Raw genomic sequence first — 24066 nt, forward strand, 5'->3', positions numbered from 1 at the left:
GCTTACGCCTTTGCTTTATTTTTTAAGAAAATAGCAAGTAAAAACTTTTCTTTAATGAAATTTGGATACAATTTTACAATTTTCAAATCTATTTTAGCAAAGGATATCTTATGAAAAATGAAGTAAAAAAAGTAGTTTTAGCGTATTCTGGGGGGCTTGATACGAGCATCATTTTAAAATGGCTTCAAGATGAGTATAATTGTGAAGTTGTAACTTTTACAGCAGATATTGGTCAAGGCGAAGAACTCGAACCTGCAAGAAAAAAAGCCCTTTCTTTAGGTATAAAAGAAGAAAATATTTTCATTAAAGATTTAAGAGATGAATTTGTTAAAGATTATGTATTTCCTATGTTTAGAGCCAATGCGATTTATGAAGGAGAATATCTTTTAGGAACAAGTATAGCAAGACCACTTATAGCAAAAACTCAAGCACAAATTGCCCTGCAAACAGGTGCTGATGCGGTAAGTCATGGTGCCACAGGCAAAGGAAATGATCAAGTGCGTTTTGAACTTGGTTATCTTGCTTTTAATCCCGATTTAAAAATCATCGCTCCATGGCGTGAGTGGGATTTAAACAGTCGTGAAAAACTCCTTGCTTATGCACAAAAACACGGTATTGATATTTCTAAGAAAAAAGGAAAATCTCCTTATTCTATGGACGCAAATTTACTTCATATTTCTTATGAAGGACTTGTTTTAGAAGATCCTGCACACGCACCCCAAGAAGATATGTGGAGATGGAGTAAAAGCCCAAAAGACGCTCCAAATGAAAGTGAAATTATAGAACTTGATTTCCAAAAGGGAGATTTAGTAGCGATAAATGGAGAAAAACTAAGTCCTGCAGGACTTTTAACCAAACTTAACGAACTAGGCTGCAAACACGGTATAGGACGCCTTGATATAGTAGAAAATCGCTATGTAGGAATGAAAAGTCGTGGTTGTTACGAAACTCCAGGCGGTACTATACTTTTAAAAGCACACAGAGCGCTTGAAAGCATCACGCTTGATAGAGAAGCAGCACACTTAAAAGATGAACTCATGCCAAAATACGCAAGTTTAATTTATAATGGCTATTGGTTCTCGCCTGAAAGAATGATGCTTCAAGCCTTAATCGATGAGTCTCAAATTCACGCCAATGGCAGAGTAAAACTCGAGCTTTATAAAGGCAATGTGATGGTTATAGGACGTGAAAGTGCGAACGATAGCTTGTTTAACGCAGCTTATTGTACTTTTGAAGAAGATGAAGTGTATAATCAAAAAGACGCAGCAGGCTTTATCAAGCTTAATGCTTTGCGTTTTATCATTGCAGGAAAAAATGGAAGAAAATTTTAATAAAGGAATAAAATGAAAGTATTATTAATCAAAGATGTAAAAGCACTTGGAAAAGCAGGAGAAATAAAAGAAGTAAAAGACGGCTACGGACAAAATTTCTTAATCGCTAAAGGCTTTGCTAAAGCAGCTACTAATGAAGTTTTAAGAAAATACGAAAGCGATAAGAAAAAAGAGGCTGAAAATTTACGCTTTGAAATCGCAAATTTAGAAAAACTCAAAGAAGAACTTAGCAAAATCACTCTTGAAATTTCAAAACCCGTAGGTGCAAATGGAAGTTTGTTTGGTGGTGTAACCAAAGATGAAATCGCTCACGCCCTAAAAGAACAAAGCCATATAGAAATCGATAAAAAAAGTTTAGAATGCGACACCTTAAAAAGCTTAGGAATTCACGAGGTAAGCGTAAAACTTGGACACGCAATCCATGCTAAATTTAACATAAACATAAAGGCAGAATAATGTTTCACGCAACAACGATTTTAGCTTACAAAGGTAAAAATAAATCCGTAATCGGCGGAGATGGACAAGTAAGCTTTGGAAACACGGTACTAAAAGGCAATGCTGTAAAGATTAGAAAACTTAATAATGGAAAAGTTTTAGCAGGTTTTGCAGGATCGACAGCTGATGCTTTTAATCTTTTTGATATGTTTGAAAATCTCCTTCAAAGTTCTAAAGGCGATCTTTTAAAAGCAGCGATTGACTTTTCTAAAGAATGGAGAAAAGATAAATACCTAAGAAAACTTGAAGCCATGATGCTTGTACTTGATAGAAATCACATTTTTCTACTTTCTGGTACAGGCGATGTGGTCGAACCTGAAGATGGGCAAATCGCAGCCATAGGAAGTGGTGGAAACTATGCACTTTCAGCTGCTAGAGCCTTAGCAAAACATGCAAATTTAGATGAAGAAGAACTTGTAAAATCAAGCCTTCAAATCGCAGGTGAAATTTGCATTTACACCAATACCAATATCAAAACTTATGTAATCGAGGATGAGAAATGAATCTAACTCCAAAAGAAATTGTTAAATTTTTAGATGATTATGTTATAGGACAAAAAAAAGCTAAAAAAATCATAGCTATAGCTTTAAGAAATCGCTACCGCAGAATGCAACTTAGCCCTGAATTACAAGATGATATCGTACCTAAAAATATCTTGATGATAGGTTCTACAGGTGTAGGAAAAACAGAAATCGCTAGGCGTTTAGCTAAAATGATGGGCTTTCCTTTCATCAAAATCGAAGCGAGCAAATATACTGAAGTGGGTTTTGTAGGTCGTGATGTGGAAAGCATGGTAAGAGATCTTGCCAATGCAGCTTTAAATTTGGTAAAAAATGAGCAAAGAGAAAAAAACAAAGATAAAATCGATGAATTTATAGAAAATAAAATTTTAGAAAAACTTTTACCACCTTTACCAAAGGGTATCAGCGATGAAAAACAAGAAGAATATAAAAACAGTCTTGAAAAAATGAGAACTAAACTAAGAAATGGCGATCTTGATGAAAGCACCATAGAGATAGAAATTTCACAAAATATGTTCGATACCAATCCTAACCTACCTCCTGAAATGGGTGCAATGCAAGATATAGTTAAGGTTATAGGCGTTGGCAGTAAAAAAGTCAAAAAAGAAATGAAAATCAAAGACGCTAAAAATGCTTTAAAAAACGAAGCAGGAGAAAAAATCCTAGATCAAGAAAGTATCAAAAGCGAAGCCTTAAAAAGAGCGGAAAATGAAGGGATTATTTTTATTGATGAAATCGATAAAATCGCTGTTTCAAGCGGAAATTCAAACCGCCAAGATCCAAGTAAAGAAGGGGTGCAAAGAGACTTACTTCCTATAGTAGAGGGATCAAATGTACAAACAAAAATAGGTACTTTAAAAACCGATCATATTCTTTTTATCGCCGCAGGGGCTTTTCATCTTAGCAAACCAAGCGATCTTATCCCTGAACTTCAAGGACGCTTTCCTTTAAGAGTGGAATTAGATAGTCTTGATGATAAAGCTCTTTATGAAATTTTAACACGTCCTAAAAATTCACTTTTAAAACAATACTCTCAGCTTTTAAAAACTGAAAAATTAGAACTTGAATTTAATGATGAAGCCATTAAAGAAATAGCAAAAATAGCTTCAAGAGCTAATGAAGAAATGCAAGATATAGGTGCTAGACGCTTACATACTGTGATAGAAAAATTACTTGAAGATCTAAGCTTTGAAGCTGATGAGTATGCGGGTAAAAAATTCGTAGTGGATAAAAAAATGGTAGAAGAAAAACTCGGAGATATCATAGAAAATAAAGATCTTGCAAGGTATATTTTGTGAAAAGTGGCTTTGTTAGCATCATAGGGCGCACTAATGCAGGAAAAAGTACTTTAATCAATTCCTTATTAGAAGAAAAAATTGCCCTAGTTTCTCACAAACAAAACGCCACAAGACGTAAAATCAAAGCCATAGTGATACATGAAAAAAATCAAATCATTTTCATCGATACCCCAGGACTTCACGAAAGCGGTGCTAGGCTTAATCAACTGCTTGTCCAAAGTGCTATTAAATCCATGGGGGATTGTGATGTGATTTTATTTGTGGCGAGTATTTTTGATAGTACAAAAGACTATGAAAATTTTCTTAGTCTAAACCCACAAGTACCACATATCATCGTTTTAAATAAAGTAGATTTAACCGACAATGCTACGCTTTTAAAAAAACTTGGCGAATATGCAAAATTTAGCCAACATTTTAAGGCTATCATTCCTTATTCTTCTAAGAAAAAAAGCTATAAAAAAGGCTTGTTAGATGAGATAGTAAAATATCTTGACGAACATGAATATTTTTATGATCCTGAATTTTTAAGTGCGAGTAGCGAAAAAGAACTTTATAGAGATTTCATACTTGAAAGTATTTATGAAAATTTAAGCGATGAGCTTCCTTATAGTAGCGAAGTGCTTATCCATCGCACTAAAGACACACCTAATCTTTTAATCCTAGAAGCCAATATCATCACCGATACAAACTCTCACAAGGGTATGCTTATAGGAAAAGAAGGGGCAACTTTAAAAAGAATAGGCAAAGATGCACGCTTTAAAATTTCAAAACTTGCACAAAAAAAGGTACTTTTAAAGCTTTTCGTAACAGTGAAAAAAAACTGGCAAAAAGATGAAGAATTTTTAAAAAAACTTTTAAATGATGAAAATTAATTCATTAAATAAAATAAATTTTATAAAATCTACAGATTTGCTTTATACTCAAAGAACAGGAATATTCAAAGAAGACGAACTTTTTAACAATTTAACCGCAGATTTTAAGCTAAGCAAACCCTTTGACTACCAAATAGCTTTTTTTAAACATAATGAAATTTATCATTGTTTTTTAGCACCTGTTTACAAATTGAAAAAAAGTCGTTTTTGCTTTCCTGAGCCTTTAATTTTTCAAGCTTTATTTGATGAAAGATTTATTGAGGAAAGTGATTATTGTGTTTTAAATTTATATGATCAAACTTTATATTTATATTTTTACCAAGAAGGAAAATTTATCAATCTTAAAAAAATCGAAAATTTCAACCCAAGTAATATGGATTTATTTTTTAAACAAAATCGATTTATAGAACTTTTAAAACACTATGAAAGCAAATTGCTACTTTATCAGGATTTGGATACAATCAAACATTACTTCTCGTCTCAAATAAAATGTTTAAATCTAAATGATATTCTTGATAAAAATAGTTTATTGAAATTAAGTTCATATAGCATAAAAAATCTAGATCAAAATTGTAATTTTATCAAGTATAATAAAATAAAAATATCTATTTCTTTTAAAATTATATTAATATTTATTTTTAGCTTTAGTCTTAGTATGATGATTTTATTATTTAAAGATTTTATAGAGTACAAACAAAATAAGGAAATTCAAAATAAAAATTTTATCATACAAGAAGAAATTTCTAAACTAAAACAAGATAAGCAAAAATTATTAACAAACATACAAGATTTAAACTTTACTCTTTCCAATAAAATATCATCTACACAACAACAATTTCATATTTTATCCATCATAACAAAAGAAATCAATTTAGATAAAAATAAAGCAATCATTCTAAATCAAATCATATCATGGCTTAACTCCAATGAACTTAAAATCACAAATCTTGAATTTGAACAAACAAAAATCATTCTTTCTTTTATCGATGAAAACCACTTTAAAAGAGCATTAGAAAATCTAAATTCTGCTTTTAAAATTCTTGATAAAAATAAAGAAACATTTAATATCATATTAGAAGTCATACATGAATAAAATAGAAGTATTTTTGCAAAATTTAAATCCTAGGGAAAAATTTCTTTTTATTTCTTTTATCTGCCTTTGTGCTTTGTTTTTAGCTTTTAAAATTCACGATCACTTTTTGGAAGATATTTTTCAAAAAACATTAGTAAAACATAATTACCTTGCATTAAATGAAGCAAAAATAGAAAATTCACATCTTAAAGAAATAGAGACAAAGCTAACAAAACAGATAAAAACAGAGGAAGAAAAATTAAAATACTATAAAGAAAAATTACATTTATTTTCTTATGATAAAGATTTTTTCAATAAAAAAATCAATAATTTATCCAAAAATTTAATCATTAATGAAATAAAATTTTCCCAAGAAAACAAAAATTTTATTCACTATAATTATGTTTCTCTAAGTTTAAATGGCAACTTTAAAGACTTGCTCAATTTTATACAAAATTTAGAAAATCTTCCTATAGCTTTAAAAATTGATAAAATAAAACTATACAATACACAGGGTTTAAAATTAAAGCTTGATTTAATGTTTAAATTTATTAATTTATAATAATATTAAAATGTTATATTTTTAAATATTATTATAAAAAAATATTTAAAAATATTGTAATTTAATTATTTTTCTATTACTATTAGTTAAAATATTTTAAGCATAAAAAAGAAAGGTGTTGGGAAGTGACTAAGCAAGAAATACAAAAACTCGATACAAATTTCCTAGGTCATCCCAAGCCTTTATTCTCTCTATCAATGGTGGAACTTTGGGAAAGATTTGCTTTTTATGGCATACGATCTTTACTTGTGCTTTTCATGGCAACAACCATAAGCAAAGGTGGACTTGGAATAAGTACTGAATACGCCTTGGCAATTTATGGCATTGCAGGATGCTTGTATTTAGCAGCACTTCCTGGAGGCTGGATTACTGATAATTATTTAGGGCAAAAAAGGCTTTATTTTTAGGTTCTTTTATTATAGCTTTAGGACATATTAGCATAGCCTTATCTATTTTAAGCACACCTATGTTTTTCTTAGGGCTTACTTTTATCGTTATTGGTACTGGATTTTTTAAAACTAGCGCTTCTGTAACAGTTGGAATGTTATACAAACAAAATGATACAAGATGCGATACTGGCTATACGATTTTTTATATAGGAATTAACATTGGAGCATTCATTGCTCCTCTTATATGTGGTTTTGTTCAAGCAAAATGGAATTATCATTTAGGATTTGGCATAGGAGGTTTAGGTAATCTCTTTGCTTATTTTATATTTTAAAGCTATCCCTGAGCTTGAAGAATTTCATAAAAATTACACTTTAAAGCGAAACTGGGAACAACCATTTAAAAAAAGTAAAAATTTAACTCTTATACTAAGTATAAGCTTGTTAAGTATTATTGGATTTTTTCTAATTTTTATTAATCTTGCAGATATTAATCCCATAATACTATCAAAAAAACTTCTAATTGTAATTTTACTATGTTTGGTAATTTATTTCATATATCTTTTTGTTTTTAAAACCTTAAATAAAAGAGAAAAACAGCAATTAACAATTTTAATTGTTTTATTCTTTGCAGCCACTTTTTTTTGGAGTACTTTTAAACAAAAACCTACTGCTTATAATCTTTTTGCGCAAGATTTTACAAATAGAAATATTTTTGATTGGAAAATTCCAACAAACTGGTTTCAATCTTTTAATCCAATTTTTATCATCATACTTGCTCCTATAGCAAGTTATATTTGGATATTTTTAGAGAAAAAAATATATATTTTTCTTCCATTGGAAAATTTACTTTAGGAATATTATTTGCCGGCATTGGTTTTATGATGATGACCTTTGCTTCACAAAATCTAATAAACAACAATGGTTTACCAATATCCATGGCTTGGATTATCATAAGTATATTCTTTTTAACACTTGGGGAAATATGCGTGTCTCCTATTGGACTCTCTATAATGGCTAAGGTTGCCCCTGATTTAATCGAAAATCAAGTCATGGGACTTTGGTTTGTAGCAAGTGCATTAGGCAATGCTTTAGCTGGATTCATAGGTGGTAAAGCAAGTGAAGAAAATATAGCTTATTTACCAAATTTATTTTACCAATATATGTGGATATTACTTGGTGCTGTTATAATTTTACTTATACTCAAAAAACCTATCAATAAAATACTAAAAAATTAATATTAAGGAGAAAATATGAGTATTTACAAACAAAGAGTATTAGAACTTAGAAGATTAATGAAAGAAAATAATATTGACGCCTATCTCATCTTAAGTGCAGATCCGCATTTGAGCGAATATTTACCAGAATATTACAAAAACAGAATCTTTATCAGTGGCTTTAAGGGTTCTGTTGGAACAGTTCTTATCACACAAGAAGAGGGCTTTTTGTGGGTAGATGGAAGATATTGGCTTCAAGCACAAAAGGAATTAGAAGGTAGTGGCATACTTTTACAAAAGCAAGATGCTAAAAATACTTTTACCAAATGGTTGGAAAAAAATTTAAGCGAAGATCAAATTTTAGGCATCGATTTTGCACTTTTACCTTTATCTTTGCAAAAAGATTTAAAGATTAATTGCAAGGCAAATTTAAAACATATAGATTTAATAAGTCCACTTTGGAAAGATCGTCCCACTTTACCACAAGAAAAAATTTATGAACACGAACTAGAATACTGCTCTTACTCAAGAAAAGAAAAATTAGCATTAGTGCGTCAAAAAATGAAAAATTTAAATGCTACTTCTCATTTAATCTCCAGCCTTGATGATATAGCTTGGCTTACAAATTTAAGAGGGAATGATGTAAATTATAATCCTGTATTTTTAAGTCATTTGCTAATCTTGGAAGACAAAGCTTTGCTTTTTGTTGATCAGAAAAAAGTAAATTCAGAACTTGAAAAAAAATTAAATTTAGATGGGTTTTGGCTTAAAAATTATGATGAAATCATCATGGAGCTTGAAAAACTTACAAATACAAATTTGCTTATTGAACCTTCAAAAATGACCGCTTTACTCATAAATTCTTTAGACAAAAGCGTAAAAATCATCCAAGAAATTAATCCAAGCACTCACTTAAAAGCAGCTAAAAATACAAAAGAAATAGCGCATATACAAGATGCTATGATAGAAGATGGAGTGGCTTTATGTAAATTTTTTGCCTGGCTTGAAGAAGCGATAGAAAATAAAGAATTAATAAGCGAATTGGACATAGATGCTAAAGCAAGCGAATTTAGAGCACAAAGCAAGTACTACATAAGTGATAGTTTTGCCACTATAGCAGGTTTTAACGAAAACGCAGCATATCCACATTATAAAGCCACAAAAGAGAGTTTTGCTTATCTTAAAAAAGATGGGCTTTTACTTATTGATTCTGGTGGACAATATAAAAACGGCACAACAGATATTACACGCGTTGTACCAATAGGAAAGGCTAATGCAGAACAAATTCATGACTATACCTTGGTTTTAAAAGCACATATTGCCATTTCCAGTGCAATTTTTCCAAAAGATATAGCTATGCCCTTACTTGATGCAATCACACGCGCACCTTTATGGAAAGAACAAATTGACTATATACACGGCACAGGACATGGCGTGGGATATTTTTTAAATGTCCATGAAGGTCCACAAGTTTTATCTTATCTATCCCCTGTGCTTGAAAAAACAAAAGCCAAAGAAGGTATGCTAACCTCCATAGAGCCAGGTATTTATAAAGTAGGTAAATGGGGTATAAGACTTGAAAATTTAGTTATTCATACTAAAGTAGAAAATCCTAAAAATAAAGATTTTGGAGAGTTTTTATACTTTAAACCTGTTACTCTTTGTCCTTTTGAAATATCTTGTATTGATACAAAAATGTTAGATGAAAAAGAAAAAGAATGGTTAAACAATTATCACAAAGAAGTATTTGAAAAACTTTCTCCTAAGCTAGGTGATTATCCAAAAGCTCTAATTTGGCTTGAAAAAAGAACAAAAGCCATCTTTTAAGATACTTTTGTTAACATAGATAAATTTTCCTTGTATTAAACTTATAATTTGTTTAATACAAGATTTTTAAACCAATTGCTAAAAAAGTTTTTTTTGAAAAACTCAATTTACAACTAAAAATTATTTAAAATATCCAAGTTCAATCATTTTTTGATAAATTTTAGCTACAGTTGCCCCTGAAGTAATATTTCTCCCACCATGTTCCAAAAGAACGGTAACTACATATTTTGGCTTAGAATAAGGAGCATAAGAAGTAAGCCACGCATGAGATCTAGTATAATACTCAAATTGTTTTTCATCAACCCTATTTTTATCTGTTTGTGAAAATCCCACAACCTGAGCAGTTCCTGTTTTTGCTGCAACTTTCACATCAAGATTATGCAAATAACGATAAGAGGTTCCTCCTTGCTCATTGGCAACGGCATACATTGCATCTCTTATATAAGGCAATTGACTCTTTTCAAATAAAGTAAAAATTTCTTTTTTATTTTCATCCATTTGATTTTCTATAGTTGTATTATTATTTTCTATGCTTTTTAAAAAATGAGGTATAACCTCTCCACCTTTTGCGATTTGAGCCGTATATCTAGCAATTTGCATAGGTGTTGCAAGAAAATTACCTTGACCTATAGCTGTATTTAAAGTATCACCTTGAAACCAAGATTGTCTATATCTTTGCATCTTCCATTCTTTGCTTGGTAAAGTTCCTACAAATTCACTAGGTAAATCTACTCCTGTTTTCGCTCCAAAGCCAATGCGAGATAAAGTTTCACTTATTTGATCGATTCCAACTTGCAAACTGCCATTATAAAAATAAACATCACAACTATATTTTATCGCATGTTTTAAATCCACAGGTCCATGGCCTGATCGATTCCAACATCTAAAAAACCTGCCTCCAAGCTCAATGCTTCCATTGCAAACATATTGAGTCGACGGGCTAATATTTTTAGAATTTAAAAAAGAAAGCCCTACTCCCATTTTTACAACAGAACCTGGAGGATAATATCCATTTATAAGTTTATTTGTAAAAGGATGATCAAGACTATTTGAAAGCTCATCCCAATCCTTAAAAGAAATCCCTGTTACAAAAGGATTAAGATCATATTCAGGGAAACTCCCTGCAGCTAAAATAGATCCATCATTTACATTCATAATTATAGCAGCTCCAGCATTCCCTTCAAACAATGAAGTTAAATAAGACTGAAGCTCTATATCTATCGTAAGTTCTATATCATTAGACATAGCAGGAGTGTAAGAAAGCTGTTCTACTTCTTGATTTAAGGCATTAACCTTATAAACCCTAGTTCCTTTTTCTCCTTGTAAAATATCATTATAATAGCGTTCTATACCGCTTTTTCCCGTATAGTTAGAAAGTTTTGCTATTTCATTTTCTTGAACATCTTGTAAATTTGCCTTACCTACATACCCAATAATATGCGAAGCCAATTTTCCAAAAGGATATTTTCTTTTTACAACAGGATCTATTTTTATTGTTTTATTAAGATTTAACTCTGAATAATGCGGAATAATCTCATCGTAGGGTATAAAATCTACAACTTTAATAAAATCTTGATTATAGTAAGAATCATTTCTCTTATAAATTTCTGCTAATTTACTAGCATTTAAATCAGGAAATAAATTTGTAAGTTCAGATAATTCTTTATCTAAAATTCCTTTATTTGACTTTTTAATACTTAAATAAGGTTTAATAGAAATACTAAAACCCAAATCATTAATAGCCAATAAAGTTCCATTTCTATCTGTAATTTGACCCCTAACAGGTGGTAAAAATTCAGTTTTTATGGCATTTTGTTTAGCAAGCTCTTCATAATATACATTTGATTTTATACTCAAATAATACACACGACTTAATAAAAATATAAAAAACAATAGTATAAATCCAACAACTAGACGCATTCTCATTTAAATTTTACCTTTAAAAAACACATAAGCTAAACAACATTCTATAAAAACTGAAACAATATACGCCCATCCTAAAATTTTAATTTTTTCATCTCCAATATAAGACAATATCATATCCAAAAACAAAATAATGCCGTAAGCACAAAGCACAAAAACAACAGGGATAAATTTACCAATTTTTAAATTTGTCTTAATCCAATCTGCACAAAGATAATAAAAAATAAAAAATGCCAACCAAGATGAAAAAATAAAAAAATTATAAGTTATATCAGTAAAAAATAAAAAAAATAAAGAAAAATACCATCTAAAATCAAGCTTTGAAAAAGTTCTTTCTCTCTCTTCTAGTAAGCAAAACATATAACAGAAAAAAATCCCATAAAGTAACGGGGTATATACAAAAGTCGAACCAAGAATCTGATAAATTAGAAAAAAAAATCCTAAAAAGACATAAGCTCCATTAAATTTTGCTTTATAAGCACTTAAATTTCTTCTCATTTATCAAGACCTAAAGTTTGATTGATAATAATATCTTCTAAAGAATCAAGGCCAAATTTATTCAAATTTGAAACTAAAATAGAGTCTTTAAATTCATTTTTTAACTTAGCTTTTTCACTTTGATTTAATTTATCGCATTTGGTAAAAACTTTTAAAATTTTTTGATCAGGTCGTAAAAATCTTTTCAAATAGTCATTTAAATTTACATCGATCTCTAAATGAGTATGTCTTGAGTCGATTAAATGTATAAATAACTTTATCGAGGTTCTTAATTTTAAAAATTCATCTAAGTTTTGATTCCATATTTCTTTTAAATTTTTAGAAACCTTTGCATAACCAAACCCTGGCAAATCGATAAAATTGATATTAAATTTTTCTTCATTTCTTTTGCAAATTACTTCGAAAAAATTTATAAGCTGAGTTTTTCCAGGAGTTGCCGAACTTTTGGCTAAATTTTTTTGTTTACACAAAGAATTGATTAAAGAACTTTTTCCGACATTAGAACGCCCCAAAAATGCTACTTCACTAAAATTTGAGCTCAAATTCTCATCAAATTTCACTAAAGAAGTGATAAATTTAGCACTAATTATCATTTGTCTTTAAGATCAAACACAAAACGAGCAGGTTTTTGATCCTTACTCTCCACTCGATAAATATTAGCTTTTCTATCGACTATTATTTTATCACCAAAAAGTTTTTGATTGCTTCCAAGCTCATTTATATAAGCATGACCATTAATCTCGTAAGTATCTTTAATAACATTATAAATAAATTTATCTCCACTACCTTTATAAGTTTTACCCTTTAAAACAATCTTAAACGTAGCATTTTGCATTGCTTCATAACGAATAGGTTTGCGATTTTTATCCGTATAAATAATCAATTTTTCAGAATTTAAAATATCATCACCTCTAATTACTTCTACATTTCCACTAAGAATACTTTCACCCTTATTTTCATCTGAGTAAAAATTTAAAGCTTTTACTTCAATTTGAGTTGCCCAAGTTACACTTACACAAGCTAACAATAAAATTATTTGTCTTGCAACCACGCATTTACTCCTTGGATATTTAAAATTTTGTTTTTTACATCATAGTTTAAAGTATTTCCGTTAATAATACTTCCATTGATCAGAGCTTTAAAATTAGTATTTGTGTGTAAAATTTTATCCTTAGGTTGGTATTCTACCTCTTGAGAAATAATTTTGACATTATTAGAACCTATATAAGTAACATTTCCTTCAAACAAAACCTTGCTCATATCTTTATTGAAAAACTCTAAACGATTCGCACTAAGATTAAAATCTAAATTTAAAGTAATAAAATCATTAAATTCATCTCTATCTGCATATCTCACCCAAGAATTTGCCTTATAATATGCCTTAATTGTACTAGCATTACTCTCATAAGCTTTCAAATTTTTAGCCTCAATATTTTTAAAATTTAAAGCATTAGTTTGCAAATTCAAAGAATACGGATCTTGCAAACTTAAAATCGTAAAAGTAATTGTAAAAAGAGCAATTAAAATTCCAAAAATTTTTATAGCCAAAGCTTATTCCATTCTTCTTCTAGATGATTTTTTTCTACTAAAATTTCTATCATCTGTGCTACAGCAGCCTTACCACCTTTTTTGCTAAGCACTATGTCTACATTTAAATCTTTATGACCATCTTTTGGCTTAAAACTAAGTCCTACACTTTCAAGCAAAGCCTTATCGTTAAAATAATCCCCAATAGCCGCACACTGAGAAAAATCTAAATTAAGTTTTTGTAAAATTTCTTTTGCACAAGCTAACTTATCCTTGATGCCTTGATATAAAATTTCTATTTTTAAATCTTTAGTTCTTTTTTCAACACAAGGACAATTTCTACCTGTAATAATAGCAATTTTTTTACCAAGCTTTAGCCAAGCCTCGATAGCCGCTCCATCTTTTACATCAAATTCTTTAATAAATTCTCCATTAGAAGTATAAATAATCTTCCCATCAGTTAAACAGCCATCTACATCCAAAAAAATCAATTCTGTCATAATTTCTACTCTCTTACAACAAATGCACCTGCAAATGCACCACTTGCAGCAAAATCCCTTGCTTCATCTTCACTTCTAAAGCCTGTTAAGAAAACGCGATTTAACCCATCCACTGAGCTTGTGCGTATAGTAGAGCTATAAGTTCTATAAGTTTTATATCTTGCTGCTATCGTTTGTGCTCCAGCTGGGTTTTTAAAGGCTCCAATTTGAACCATGAAATTTCCACCTTCATAAATTTGTCCATTATTTGCAATCTCTCCACTATTTCCATAGTTTACATTAGAATGTACAATATTATTACCCGAATTACTTGATCCAAACCCTATAACCTCAAGCCTTACTGGAGCTGTTCCTGAAGCAATCATATCAATTTGACTAGCAGCTCCTTTTGATAAATCTATAATACGATTATTCACAAAAGGACCTCTATCATTTACACGAACGGTAACTTGACGATTGTTATTTAGATTAGTTACTTTTAAGATGGTATTCATAGGTAAAGTTTTATGAGCCGCGGTTAAAGCATTTTGATTATAGGTTTCACCATTAGAGGTTTTCTTGCCGTGAAAGCCTGGCCCATACCAACTCGCAATACCATCAGCAGTTTCACCTACTGCTACAACAGTAGGATAATAAGTTTTACCATTGATAGTATAAGGCTTCATCGTTCCTTTAGTCCCTGAAGAACTAGGACTGCTTTTAAAATCATTTGAAGGATAATACACTTGAGCATTATCCAAGCTAGAAAAAAAACTAGTGCCTAAACAACCACTAAAAAATAAAGCCCCTAGACTAACGGCTGACAACTTTAGTGTAATTGTTTTTATTTGCATTTTTATTCTCCTTGATTGGTATAATTAATTTTTGATTAATACTAAGATGATTTTTTGCTATTTTATTAAATTCTCGAATTTCATCAACACTTATATTATAATTTCTTGCTATTTTATATAAAGAGTCACCAGACTTAACGGTATAAGTTCTTGTCATAGGTATAGTTGTATCAACCTTCGCAAGTTTTTCTGCTTTAAAATTTTTATCAAAAAATGCCACTTTATTAAGTGGTATATACATATAATACCCTTTACCAGGAGGCGTAAAATTATGTTTAAATTGTGGATTATATTTCTTAAAAGTTGCAAGATCCATATTTAAATTTTTAGCTATTTCTTTTAAAGATGCAGAAGAAGGCACATCAACTTTTGCGAATTCGTTGCTTAAAGCATAATTCATTAAAGACGCATCTTTATCTAGTAAAAAATCCCTATCATTGGCTAAAAAAGCAAGAGTTAAAATTTTTCTTATAAAATTTCTAGTTTCTAAAGAAAGATATTTCTTATCAGGGTTCAATAAAACACTTAAATCATCACTTCCTGCTTGCTTGATAGCTTGTCTTAGTTTACCATTTCCACAATTATAAGCTAAAAGCGCTAAATACCATTTGCCAAATTCTTCTTTTAACTCTTTTAAATAATTTGTAGCGGCATAAGTTGACTTGACCGGATCACGCCTTTCATCAACATAAGCATCGATTCTTAAACCCAAATTTCTAGCTGTTGGTTGCATAAATTGCCAAACCCCTACAGCCTTGGCATTAGAAACACTATGAGTTTTCAAGCCTGATTCAACCATAGCTAGATACAAAATCTCATCAGGAACTTCCTGCTGGGCTAAAATTTTTCTTATCATAGGAGTAACTTTTGAAAAATTTTGCATACTATCTATTAAAGTTTGAGCGTGTTTTGATTTTATATCTTGTTGAGTTTGCACAAAAATCAAATCACTAATAAAACTTGGATTAATATCCAAATTTCTTAAAACATTCATTTGTCTTTCATAAAATTCAGGAGTATTAATTTGTGCAAAAAGAAAATTAAAACATATTAAAAAACACAATAAAATTTTTTTCATCAATAACCTTTAAAAAATAATTTTTCAGAATTGTTAAAACAAATTTCTAAAAGCTCTTTTCTTGATAATTTCAATACTTCACACATTTTGTTTGCTACAAATTGAGTTAACAAAGGTTCATTTCTTTTACCGCGATAAGGCTCTGGAGTAAGATATGGAGCATCAGTTTCAAGTAGCAGTCTATCTTTTGGAATTTTAGGTAAAATTTCAGCTAATTTCTTAGCATTTTTAAAAGTTAAAACTCCTCCAATACCAAAATAAAATCCCTCTTCAAAAAGAGTTAGCAAATGCTCGCTTGCATTAAAGCAGTGTAAAACTCCTCCTAAAAGATCCTTAGAATACCCATGTAAAATCTCATAAGTATCATGATTTGCTTCTCTTGAGTGGATGATAACAGGTTTTTTAAATTCAATAGCAAGTTCAAGCTGTGCGATAAAAATCTTTTTTTGATTTTCTTTTTCTTTTTGAATTTCTTCAGCAAGATCACTTTTAAAACGAAAATAATCAAGCCCACATTCACCTACAGCTACACACTTTTCATCGCATAAATATTGCCTTAAAATTTTCTCATCATAATTATCAATTTCATAAGGATGCACCCCTGCTGCAAAAAAAATATTTTTATATTTATGAGCAATTGTAGCTGCATAGGGCAAATCTTTTATATCAGCACCAGGTATGATGATTTTCTCTATACCATTTTTAAAAGCACGATTTAAAGTTTCATCTAAATCATCTTTAAATGCTTCACTGTCTAGATGGCAATGCGTATCAACAATCCTTAAACCATCTTGAAAATCAAGATTTAAGAACATACTTCAACTCTATCCTTGCCATTATCTTTTGCTTGAGACAATATTTTACTTGCTTTATTAACCAAAGAATCAATCTTATCTCCACTTTTTCCAAAAACCACGCCTATAGAAGCTGTAAAAAAGATTTCATCTAAATTAACCAAAACACCAGCCTTTTTTATATTTACTCGTATACGAGAAAAGATTTTAATCGCTCTTTCTTGGGATATATTTTTAAGTAAAATACAAATTTTTTCTGCACTATATCTACCTACAAGATCTCTTCCTTTAGTTTCATTAACTATTTCATTAGCACAGATTTTAATTACTTCATCACCAACTTCACGGCCGTATTCATCGTTAATCATTTGAAGATTATCTATATCTAAGAAAGCAAAAGCAAATTCCTCGTCTTTTGTCGCTATTTCATTAAAATAATTATCTATTCCATCGATTAAGGCATTATAATTTTTAACCCCAGATACAGGATCTAAAACATTATAAGTGCTTAAAAATTTTTTATCATCCATATAAGATAAACAACGATCTAAGCGACAATTAAAGCTTTCTTTGCTTAAAGGCTTGAACAAATACTCATTAACTCCATTTTTAAAAGAATTTGCTTCAAATGAATCATTATGATCCCCCAAAAGAATCACACCTAATTCATCATCACTAAAACGCTCTCTTACTTGAGTTAAAAGCTCAAAACCACTAATTACTGGCATATTGACATCTGCTATAATAAGCTTAACATCATTATTATCATTTAAATAACTCATTGCTTCTTCACCATGAGCTGCAGCTAAAACATTAAATTGTCTTTGAGTAAGTATTTTTTTAATTTCATTACGTTCAGGTAGCTTGCTCATAGCTAAAATCACTTTAGTTTTTGCATATTGATTAAGTTTTATAATAGAACTAATAATCTCATCAATGCAAGTTTCACTTTCTTTAAAAATATAATCTAATATATCTTTATCCATAAATTTTTCTTTAGTAGCCTTATCACCACTAGCCGTAAGAACAATAGCAGGAATTTTCTTTTCTATAACATAATCCACAACTTCACCATTTGGGGCATCTGGCAAACATAAATCCACAAAAGCTAAAAAATAATTATTATTCATTAACTCCTTGGCTTCAGCAAAACCAAAAGCAATATCTACCTCATAATTTAAAGTCATTTGAATTTTTTTAGCCAAAAGTTTGCCGAGCATTTTATTATCATCAATAATTAAAATTTTCTTATTCATAGTGCGTAAAATACCTTTATATCTAAAAATTTTTAATATATTTATTTCAAAAGAAAGGAAATTTTATAGTTATATATTTTAACATAGTAAAATAAAAAATCCGCTTAATTCTTAAACAAGGTCTTAGCAAATTCGATTGCTTCATCACTAACAAGCTCTCCACTTACCATCCTAGCAAGCTCTTTAATTCTTTCTTTTTGATCAAGCTTTTTTACCTTACTTTCTTCGCCATTTTTTTCAACTAAAAAATGATTATGTGCCTTAGAGGAAAGTTGGGGTAAATGAGAAATAGCAAAAATTTGATAAAACTTAGAAAGCTCCTCTAAAACCTTAGCTATACTCATAGCCTCTTTTCCACTTAAATTTGCATCGATTTCATCTAAAAATAATATCCCTTTACCTGCATTTAAAATTTTACATTCTGTAGCTATAAAAGCAAGTCTTAAGCGATTTAATTCACCTGAACTTAAATTTTTTAAATGAGCTAAATTAATATCTAGCATTATCTCATCTTTGCCTAAAATTGAAATTTTTCCACTTTCTTTAAGCGTCAAACTTGCATCTTTCATATAAAGTTCTTTAAGATAATTATTTAAACATTTTTCTAATTTTTTAAGGTTTTTCTTTCTTGTTTGAGTTAAAATTTGTGCTTTTTCTTCTAATTTTTGTTTTGATTCTTGAAATTTTTTTTCAAGTTCTTTTTTTTCAAAACTTAAATTTTCATAATGTTCTAGTTCATGTTTTTTTTGTTTTAAAACTTCTAAAGCATTTTCTATGCTTTCATAACGCTTGATGAGATAGGATAAATTTTCAATGCGATCTAAAAGTGTCTCCACATCAAAATCCAAATCTTCCATTTTTTGATTTTCACAAATCACACGCAATTCATTTAAACATTCACTAAAAAAACTCGCATCAACTTCGCTTAAATTTAAAGCTTCAATAACAACTTTTTCAAGCTCAAAAATACGCTCTGCCTTACTCCAAGCTTCTTCTAATTTATCTTTTTTAGAAAGCTTCTTTTTAAGTATTAAAAGCTCTTCATACTCGCCTATTTTAGGATTAATGCTTGAAATTTTTTCAATTTGCACTCTAGCTAATTCTTTTAATTCTTCTACTTTTTTTTCTTCTTCTAAAATTGCATTAAGCTCATTAGAAATTTGACTATAAGCATTAAAATCTTTTTTAAAATCTTCCAAAAAGGAAACAAAATTTGTATTTTCTTGCATTTCCAAGGCATCTAAGAGATTTAAAAATTTTTCATTTCCAAATTCGTTATTTTCCTTTGCGCTTAAATACTTAATAAAAGTTTTACTTAAATTTTGCAAACTTTTTTTCGCTATGCTTTGATTGTTAATAAAATATTTTGTGTTTTTTTCTTTTAAAAGCTTAAAAACATTCTCCTCTTCACTTTCTATGCCAAAACTTTCTAAATCTAATTTATCATCTAGTTCTATTTCGACAATTTTAGCCTCACTTTCACTCAAAGAAAATGCGGATAAAATTCCTTTAAACAAGACCGATTTTCCAGCTCCACTTAACCCTGTAAAAACAGTAAGCCCTTTAGAAATTTCAAGCTCAGCCTTTTTAAAACCAAGATTTTCTTTCATAAAAATTCTATTTATCATCAATTTCCCCAGTGTAATTTTTCTTTTAAAATTTGAAAATAATCCCTATTTTTTGGATGAATTAAAGCCACATTTTTATCACTTAAACCCACTTTTATACTTTTAAAATCATTCATTTTATAATTTTCTTGCCCATCAATGCAAAGTATACAATCCTTTGCCATAATCTCTATTTCAAAACCTTTTGGTAAGACAATAGGGCGTTGTGTTAAAGAATGAGAACAAACAGGAGTTAAGATAAAAGCTTGAGCTAAAGTATAAACTATGGGCCCATTTGCACTTAAATTATAAGCTGTTGAACCCGCAGGAGTTGCAACAATAAGCCCATCTCCAAAATATTCATTAAATTTCTTTTCTTTTCTAAAAACTTCTATATGAGCCATAGAAGCTTGATTATTTTTACTAATAACCACATCATTAAAAGCCAATTTTTCTAAATTTTTTCCTTGCTTATCTTCTAAAAAAACACTTAACAAATAAGGCTTTTCTATTCTAAATTCTCCTTGAAAAAAAGCTTGAAAAAAATTTTCAGCTTCATCAACTTTAAAATCTGTTAAAAAACCTAAATGTCCAGCATGAATTCCTAAAACTGCTTTATCGTATTCACAAGCTTTACGGCATAAAGAAATCAAAGTCCCATCTCCACCTAAAGAAATAACAAAATCAGATATTTTAAACAAATCATCCAATCCATACTTTGGCAAATCTAAAATTTCAGAACTTTCTTTAAACAATACAAGTTCAACTTTATATATAGATAAAATCGATTGAAGTTTTAAAATTTCCTTATCTAAACTCACATTGGGTCGTGTAACAAGTCCAATTTTTTTAATATTTTTATGATCTATTTTATTTTGCATAAAAAATTATATCAAATCTTAGCAAAGCAAAAGAATAAAAATACTATAATTTTGCTCATTATCTTAAAAAATCTTTTTCAAGGAATAAATTTGCGAAGTCATTATAATACAGACTTGGGAATTTCCCATGTTGGTCAAAGCGTTAAACTTTGCGGTTGGGTAAATAGCTACCGCGATCATGGTGGAGTTATTTTTATAGATTTAAGAGATAGAAGTGGTATTATCCAACTTGTTTGCGATCCAAATGATAGTAAAGAAGCTCATGAAATCGCTTCCAATGCAAGAAATGAATTTGTACTTATTGCAGAAGGTGCTATTCGTCCGCGTGGCGAAGGACTTGTAAATCCTAAATTAAAAACAGGAGAAATCGAAGTAGTTGTTTCTAAACTTACCATAGAAAATGAAAGTGCCGTGCCTCCTTTTGCTATCGCTGATGAAAGTGTAAATGAAGAATTACGTTTAAAATATCGCTTTTTAGATTTAAGAAATCCTAAACTTTATGAAAATTTTGCCCTGCGTTCTAAAGCTTGTATAGCAGCTAGAAATTCTTTGGCAAATATGGGATTTTTAGAAGTTGAAACCCCTATTCTTACCAAAGCTACTCCTGAAGGCGCAAGAGATTATCTCGTACCTTCTCGTGTACATCAGGGTGAATTTTACGCTCTTCCACAAAGCCCTCAGCTTTTCAAACAACTTTTAATGTGTAGCGGTTTTGATCGTTATTTTCAAATCGCAAAATGTTTTAGAGATGAAGATTTAAGAGCTGATCGCCAACCTGAATTCACACAAATTGATGTTGAAATGAGTTTTTGCGAACAAAAAGATGTGATCAATGTAGCCGAAACTTTTTTAAAAGATATTTTCAAAGCTTGCGGCAAAGAAATTCAAACCCCTTTTAGGCAAATGCAATACAAAGACGCTATGGAGAATTATGGCTCTGATAAGCCAGATTTAAGATTTGATCTTAAATTTATTGATGTGATTGATATTTTTGCTAAGTCAAATAATGAAATTTTTGCAAATATTGCCAAAGATACAAAGAAAAATCGCATCAAAGCCATACGTGTTCCAAAAGGCGATACTATTTTTTCAAAAAGACAAATGCAAAGATTTGAAGAATTTGTGCGTAAATTTGGTGCCCAAGGCTTAGCTTTTATACAAGTTAAAGAAGATGGGCTTAAAGGTCCACTTTGCAAATTCTTTAGCGAAGAAGATTTAAATGAACTCAGCAAACGCTGTGAGCTTGGAATAGGAGATGTGGTATTTTTCGGTGCAGGAGCTAAAAAAACCGTGCTTGATTATATGGGAAGATTTAGAATTTTCTTAGCCAACGAGTTAAATCTTATAGATCCAAATGCCTTAGAATTCTTATGGGTTGTTGATTTTCCTATGTTTGAGCAAAATGATGACGGAAGTTATTCTGCGATGCACCATCCTTTTACCATGCCAAAAAATATCAATGAAGCTGATTTAGAAGAAATTTCATCTATCGCTTATGATGTAGTACTAAACGGCGTTGAGCTAGGTGGAGGTAGTATAAGAATCCATAAAAACGATATTCAGCAAAAAGTATTTAAACTTTTAAATATAGATGAAGAACAACAAAAAGAAAAATTTGGTTTCTTGCTTGATGCTTTAAGTTTTGGTGCTCCACCACATGGAGGTATTGCTATAGGACTTGATAGACTCATCATGCTAGTTACAGGAGCAAACAGCATAAGAGAGGTTATAGCCTTTCCAAAAACCCAAAGAGCGCAATGCTTAATGACAGATGCACCATCACCTGCTAACAATGAAGCAATGAGAGAATTAGGAATCAAATTAAGGGAGAATATAAAATGAAAGAATTGTTTTTAATCATAGGTGCACCAGGTAGTGGAAAAACTACCGATGCTAGTTTAATCGCACAAGCAGATGCGACAAATATCACACACTATTCAACAGGCGATCTTTTAAGAGCTGAAGTAGCAAGCGGGAGTGAACTTGGAAAAACTATAGATAGTTTTATATCCAAAGGCAATCTTGTTCCTTTAGATGTTGTTGTAAATACTATAGTTTGCGCACTAAAAGCTGCTCCAACTAAAACTATCATCATCGATGGCTATCCAAGAAGCGTAGAACAAATGATGGAATTTGACAAGGTTTTAAGTGAGCAAAATGAAATTTGTCTTAAAGGTGTCATAGAAGTAAGAGTAAGCGAAGAAGTTGCCAAAGAAAGAGTTTTAGGCAGAAATCGTGGTGCAGATGATAATGAAGAAGTATTTTACAATAGAATGAAAGTTTATACAGAACCTTTAAATGAAATTTTAGATTTTTATCAAAAGAAAAAACTTCATTTTATTATCGATGGGGAACGCACTATCGAACCTATCGTTGCAGACATGAAAGAACTGATTAAAAAAATTCAAAGTATATAAGGAGAAAAAATGGATTTAAGCAAAATCAAAATCGGAGATATTCCAAATAAAATCAATGCCGTAATCGAAATTCCATACGGCTCAAACATAAAATATGAAATCGATAAAGATAGTGGTGCTATCATGGTAGATCGCGTTATGGCTAGTGCGATGTTTTACCCAGCAAACTATGGTTTTATTGCCAATACTTTGGCTGATGATGGTGATCCTGTGGATATTTTAGTGCTTAATGAATATCCTATCCAAGCTGGAGCCGTGATTCCTTGCCGCTTAATCGGTGTTTTAATCATGGAAGATGAAAGCGGAATGGATGAAAAACTTCTTGCGGTTCCAAATTCAAAAATAGATGCAAGATATGATAATATAAAAACTTACACAGATTTACCACAAGCAACTTTAAATAAAATCAAAAATTTCTTTGAAACTTATAAAATTTTAGAGCCAAACAAATGGGTTAAAGTACAAGATTTTAAAGATGAAAAAGCTGCAATTGAAATTTTAGAAAAAGCAATCAAAAACTACAAATAATCCCAGCCCTTCAAAGGGCTAAACTCAAGGAAAACTCATAATGAAAAATATCGTTTTAGGTGGTGGTTGTTTTTGGTGTGTTGAAGCTGTATTTGAACGCCTAAAAGGTGTAATTGATACTGAAGTTGGATATAGCGGAGGAAATCCAAATCCTAGCTATGAAAGCGTGTGTAATGGTGATGGTAACATAGAAGTTGTCAAAATAAATTACGATGAAAAACAAATCTCTCTTCTTGAAATCTTAACGCTCTTTTTTAAAATTCATGATCCAACAAGTATAGATAAACAAGGTGGAGATATTGGTATGCAATATCGCTCAATAATCTTTTACGAAAATGAAGAAGATAAAATTTTAGCTCAAAATTTCATCAAAGAACAGCAAAAAATATTTAGCAAAAAAATAGTTACTAAAATTTCAAGATTGCAAACTTACTACAAAGCTGAAAACTATCATCAACATTATTTTATAAATAATCCCAATCAAGGATATTGTCAAGCTGTAATAGCTCCAAAACTGCAAAAAATACAATCAGACTAATTTCATCTTTTTAAGGTTAAAAAAATTTCAACTTTATTCACAGCCTTTTCACGCTGTGATTTTCTTTCAAAGTACTTAAAAATAGAACTTTAAGCTTTAAAATAA

Annotated in this window: 24 protein-coding genes and 1 pseudogene; 13 read left to right on the forward strand and 12 right to left on the reverse strand. The window is 30.1% G+C overall.

The window, feature by feature from the left end; all coding sequences use genetic code 11:
• Window positions 1-110: 110 nt before the first annotated feature.
• The 9 genes and pseudogenes from AJN69_RS03635 (at window position 111) to AJN69_RS03690 (ending at window position 9581) form a co-directional block, all read left to right on the forward strand.
• The gene (locus tag AJN69_RS03635; RefSeq protein WP_002861361.1) at window positions 111-1331 is read left to right on the forward strand and encodes an argininosuccinate synthase; all 1221 of its coding nucleotides are present in this window, start codon (window positions 111-113) and stop codon (window positions 1329-1331) included.
• Between the two features lie 12 nt (window positions 1332-1343).
• Window positions 1344-1787: a 50S ribosomal protein L9 gene (rplI, locus tag AJN69_RS03640; RefSeq protein ID WP_002781628.1), complete on the forward strand. Its 444-nt coding sequence runs from the start codon at window positions 1344-1346 to the stop codon at window positions 1785-1787.
• Entirely contained in the window at window positions 1787-2329 is a 543-nt protein-coding gene (gene hslV, locus AJN69_RS03645) for an ATP-dependent protease subunit HslV (protein WP_002776411.1), read from the forward strand. The genes rplI and hslV overlap by 1 nt, the downstream gene beginning before the upstream one ends.
• The gene (hslU, locus tag AJN69_RS03650; protein WP_004305504.1) at window positions 2326-3645 is read left to right on the forward strand and encodes an ATP-dependent protease ATPase subunit HslU; all 1320 of its coding nucleotides are present in this window, start codon (window positions 2326-2328) and stop codon (window positions 3643-3645) included. Before hslV ends, hslU begins: the two co-directional genes overlap by 4 nt.
• Entirely contained in the window at window positions 3642-4517 is an 876-nt protein-coding gene (era, locus tag AJN69_RS03655; protein WP_004305501.1) for a GTPase Era, read from the forward strand. Before hslU ends, era begins: the two co-directional genes overlap by 4 nt.
• Window positions 4504-5610 carry a hypothetical protein gene (locus tag AJN69_RS03660; RefSeq protein WP_079264390.1) on the forward strand — a complete coding sequence of 369 codons (1107 nt, stop codon included), beginning with the start codon at window positions 4504-4506 and terminating at the stop codon, window positions 5608-5610. Before era ends, AJN69_RS03660 begins: the two co-directional genes overlap by 14 nt.
• A complete protein-coding gene (locus tag AJN69_RS03665) occupies window positions 5603-6151 on the forward strand; it encodes a hypothetical protein (protein ID WP_070287767.1) in 549 nt (182 codons plus the stop codon). The genes AJN69_RS03660 and AJN69_RS03665 overlap by 8 nt, the downstream gene beginning before the upstream one ends.
• Window positions 6152-6276: 125 nt before the next feature.
• Window positions 6277-7775, forward strand: a pseudogene (locus AJN69_RS10305) (peptide MFS transporter).
• 15 nt (window positions 7776-7790) lie between these two features.
• Complete coding sequence (locus AJN69_RS03690) at window positions 7791-9581, forward strand: aminopeptidase P family protein (RefSeq protein ID WP_070287762.1); 1791 nt, start codon at window positions 7791-7793, stop codon at window positions 9579-9581.
• Between the two features lie 120 nt (window positions 9582-9701).
• On the opposite strand, the gene mrdA is transcribed toward AJN69_RS03690, so the two are convergent.
• The 12 genes from mrdA to AJN69_RS03750 form a co-directional block, all read right to left on the reverse strand.
• Window positions 9702-11507 (reverse strand): penicillin-binding protein 2, encoded by a 1806-nt coding sequence (gene mrdA, locus AJN69_RS03695; protein WP_002859991.1) that lies wholly within the window; start codon window positions 11505-11507, stop codon window positions 9702-9704.
• On the reverse strand, window positions 11508-12002 hold the full coding sequence (locus AJN69_RS03700) for a membrane protein (RefSeq protein ID WP_002852364.1): 495 nt from the start codon (window positions 12000-12002) through the stop codon (window positions 11508-11510). It lies immediately after the preceding gene.
• Window positions 11999-12595 (reverse strand): ribosome biogenesis GTP-binding protein YihA/YsxC, encoded by a 597-nt coding sequence (gene yihA, locus AJN69_RS03705; protein ID WP_002867727.1) that lies wholly within the window; start codon window positions 12593-12595, stop codon window positions 11999-12001. Before yihA ends, AJN69_RS03700 begins: the two co-directional genes overlap by 4 nt.
• Window positions 12592-13053, reverse strand: coding sequence for an LptA/OstA family protein (locus AJN69_RS03710; RefSeq protein WP_002871339.1), 462 nt, complete (start codon window positions 13051-13053; stop codon window positions 12592-12594). Before AJN69_RS03710 ends, yihA begins: the two co-directional genes overlap by 4 nt.
• Window positions 13035-13550, reverse strand: a complete 516-nt coding sequence (locus tag AJN69_RS03715) for a hypothetical protein (RefSeq protein ID WP_002859585.1) — start codon at window positions 13548-13550, stop codon at window positions 13035-13037. The genes AJN69_RS03710 and AJN69_RS03715 overlap by 19 nt, the downstream gene beginning before the upstream one ends.
• Window positions 13541-14029, reverse strand: a complete 489-nt coding sequence (locus AJN69_RS03720; RefSeq protein WP_044780548.1) for an HAD-IIIA family hydrolase — start codon at window positions 14027-14029, stop codon at window positions 13541-13543. Before AJN69_RS03720 ends, AJN69_RS03715 begins: the two co-directional genes overlap by 10 nt.
• A gap of 5 nt (window positions 14030-14034) precedes the next feature.
• Complete coding sequence (locus AJN69_RS03725; RefSeq protein WP_002852227.1) at window positions 14035-14862, reverse strand: septal ring lytic transglycosylase RlpA family protein; 828 nt, start codon at window positions 14860-14862, stop codon at window positions 14035-14037.
• Window positions 14822-15940 carry a lytic transglycosylase domain-containing protein gene (locus tag AJN69_RS03730; RefSeq protein ID WP_004305487.1) on the reverse strand — a complete coding sequence of 373 codons (1119 nt, stop codon included), beginning with the start codon at window positions 15938-15940 and terminating at the stop codon, window positions 14822-14824. The genes AJN69_RS03725 and AJN69_RS03730 overlap by 41 nt, the downstream gene beginning before the upstream one ends.
• Complete coding sequence (locus tag AJN69_RS03735; RefSeq protein WP_070287760.1) at window positions 15940-16755, reverse strand: TatD family hydrolase; 816 nt, start codon at window positions 16753-16755, stop codon at window positions 15940-15942. The genes AJN69_RS03730 and AJN69_RS03735 overlap by 1 nt, the downstream gene beginning before the upstream one ends.
• Window positions 16746-17990 carry a bile resistance response regulator CbrR gene (gene cbrR, locus AJN69_RS03740; RefSeq protein WP_070287758.1) on the reverse strand — a complete coding sequence of 415 codons (1245 nt, stop codon included), beginning with the start codon at window positions 17988-17990 and terminating at the stop codon, window positions 16746-16748. Before cbrR ends, AJN69_RS03735 begins: the two co-directional genes overlap by 10 nt.
• 104 nt (window positions 17991-18094) lie before the next feature.
• Window positions 18095-19618, reverse strand: a complete 1524-nt coding sequence (locus tag AJN69_RS03745) for an AAA family ATPase (RefSeq protein ID WP_002861340.1) — start codon at window positions 19616-19618, stop codon at window positions 18095-18097.
• Entirely contained in the window at window positions 19618-20478 is an 861-nt protein-coding gene (locus tag AJN69_RS03750) for an NAD(+) kinase (protein ID WP_044778968.1), read from the reverse strand. Before AJN69_RS03750 ends, AJN69_RS03745 begins: the two co-directional genes overlap by 1 nt.
• A gap of 90 nt (window positions 20479-20568) precedes the next feature.
• Here AJN69_RS03750 and aspS point away from each other — a divergent pair, with 90 nt between their 5' ends.
• From aspS to msrA, 4 genes are read left to right on the forward strand one after another with little or no spacing between them, the layout of a single operon-like run.
• Complete coding sequence (gene aspS, locus AJN69_RS03755; protein ID WP_070287784.1) at window positions 20569-22320, forward strand: aspartate--tRNA ligase; 1752 nt, start codon at window positions 20569-20571, stop codon at window positions 22318-22320.
• Complete coding sequence (locus tag AJN69_RS03760; protein WP_002855137.1) at window positions 22317-22895, forward strand: adenylate kinase; 579 nt, start codon at window positions 22317-22319, stop codon at window positions 22893-22895. Before aspS ends, AJN69_RS03760 begins: the two co-directional genes overlap by 4 nt.
• A gap of 9 nt (window positions 22896-22904) precedes the next feature.
• The gene (gene ppa / locus AJN69_RS03765; protein ID WP_002871349.1) at window positions 22905-23423 is read left to right on the forward strand and encodes an inorganic diphosphatase; all 519 of its coding nucleotides are present in this window, start codon (window positions 22905-22907) and stop codon (window positions 23421-23423) included.
• 40 nt (window positions 23424-23463) lie between these two features.
• Window positions 23464-23961: a peptide-methionine (S)-S-oxide reductase MsrA gene (gene msrA / locus AJN69_RS03770; protein ID WP_070274938.1), complete on the forward strand. Its 498-nt coding sequence runs from the start codon at window positions 23464-23466 to the stop codon at window positions 23959-23961.
• Window positions 23962-24066 lie beyond the last annotated feature (105 nt).

The sequence above is a fragment of the Campylobacter sp. BCW_4338 genome (assembly GCF_001763255.1).
In the GTDB taxonomy this organism is placed as follows: domain Bacteria; phylum Campylobacterota; class Campylobacteria; order Campylobacterales; family Campylobacteraceae; genus Campylobacter_D; species Campylobacter_D jejuni.

What these genes read in the sequence shown, in the direction of transcription:
- mrdA (WP_002859991.1), bottom strand. Translation starts at nt 11,507, where the DNA reads ATGAGAATGCGTCTAGTTGTTGGATTTATACTATTGTTTTTTATATTT.
- AJN69_RS03635 (WP_002861361.1), top strand. Translation starts at nt 111, where the DNA reads ATGAAAAATGAAGTAAAAAAAGTAGTTTTAGCGTATTCTGGGGGGCTT.
- AJN69_RS03760 (WP_002855137.1), top strand. Translation starts at nt 22,317, where the DNA reads ATGAAAGAATTGTTTTTAATCATAGGTGCACCAGGTAGTGGAAAAACT.
- AJN69_RS03750 (WP_044778968.1), bottom strand. Translation starts at nt 20,478, where the DNA reads ATGCAAAATAAAATAGATCATAAAAATATTAAAAAAATTGGACTTGTT.
- AJN69_RS03725 (WP_002852227.1), bottom strand. Translation starts at nt 14,862, where the DNA reads ATGCAAATAAAAACAATTACACTAAAGTTGTCAGCCGTTAGTCTAGGG.
- rplI (WP_002781628.1), top strand. Translation starts at nt 1,344, where the DNA reads ATGAAAGTATTATTAATCAAAGATGTAAAAGCACTTGGAAAAGCAGGA.
- AJN69_RS03720 (WP_044780548.1), bottom strand. Translation starts at nt 14,029, where the DNA reads ATGACAGAATTGATTTTTTTGGATGTAGATGGCTGTTTAACTGATGGG.
- cbrR (WP_070287758.1), bottom strand. Translation starts at nt 17,990, where the DNA reads ATGAATAAGAAAATTTTAATTATTGATGATAATAAAATGCTCGGCAAA.
- ppa (WP_002871349.1), top strand. Translation starts at nt 22,905, where the DNA reads ATGGATTTAAGCAAAATCAAAATCGGAGATATTCCAAATAAAATCAAT.
- hslU (WP_004305504.1), top strand. Translation starts at nt 2,326, where the DNA reads ATGAATCTAACTCCAAAAGAAATTGTTAAATTTTTAGATGATTATGTT.
- AJN69_RS03700 (WP_002852364.1), bottom strand. Translation starts at nt 12,002, where the DNA reads ATGAGAAGAAATTTAAGTGCTTATAAAGCAAAATTTAATGGAGCTTAT.
- yihA (WP_002867727.1), bottom strand. Translation starts at nt 12,595, where the DNA reads ATGATAATTAGTGCTAAATTTATCACTTCTTTAGTGAAATTTGATGAG.
- AJN69_RS03665 (WP_070287767.1), top strand. Translation starts at nt 5,603, where the DNA reads ATGAATAAAATAGAAGTATTTTTGCAAAATTTAAATCCTAGGGAAAAA.
- AJN69_RS03690 (WP_070287762.1), top strand. Translation starts at nt 7,791, where the DNA reads ATGAGTATTTACAAACAAAGAGTATTAGAACTTAGAAGATTAATGAAA.
- hslV (WP_002776411.1), top strand. Translation starts at nt 1,787, where the DNA reads ATGTTTCACGCAACAACGATTTTAGCTTACAAAGGTAAAAATAAATCC.
- AJN69_RS03660 (WP_079264390.1), top strand. Translation starts at nt 4,504, where the DNA reads ATGATGAAAATTAATTCATTAAATAAAATAAATTTTATAAAATCTACA.
- AJN69_RS03735 (WP_070287760.1), bottom strand. Translation starts at nt 16,755, where the DNA reads ATGTTCTTAAATCTTGATTTTCAAGATGGTTTAAGGATTGTTGATACG.
- AJN69_RS03730 (WP_004305487.1), bottom strand. Translation starts at nt 15,940, where the DNA reads ATGAAAAAAATTTTATTGTGTTTTTTAATATGTTTTAATTTTCTTTTT.
- AJN69_RS03745 (WP_002861340.1), bottom strand. Translation starts at nt 19,618, where the DNA reads ATGATAAATAGAATTTTTATGAAAGAAAATCTTGGTTTTAAAAAGGCT.
- msrA (WP_070274938.1), top strand. Translation starts at nt 23,464, where the DNA reads ATGAAAAATATCGTTTTAGGTGGTGGTTGTTTTTGGTGTGTTGAAGCT.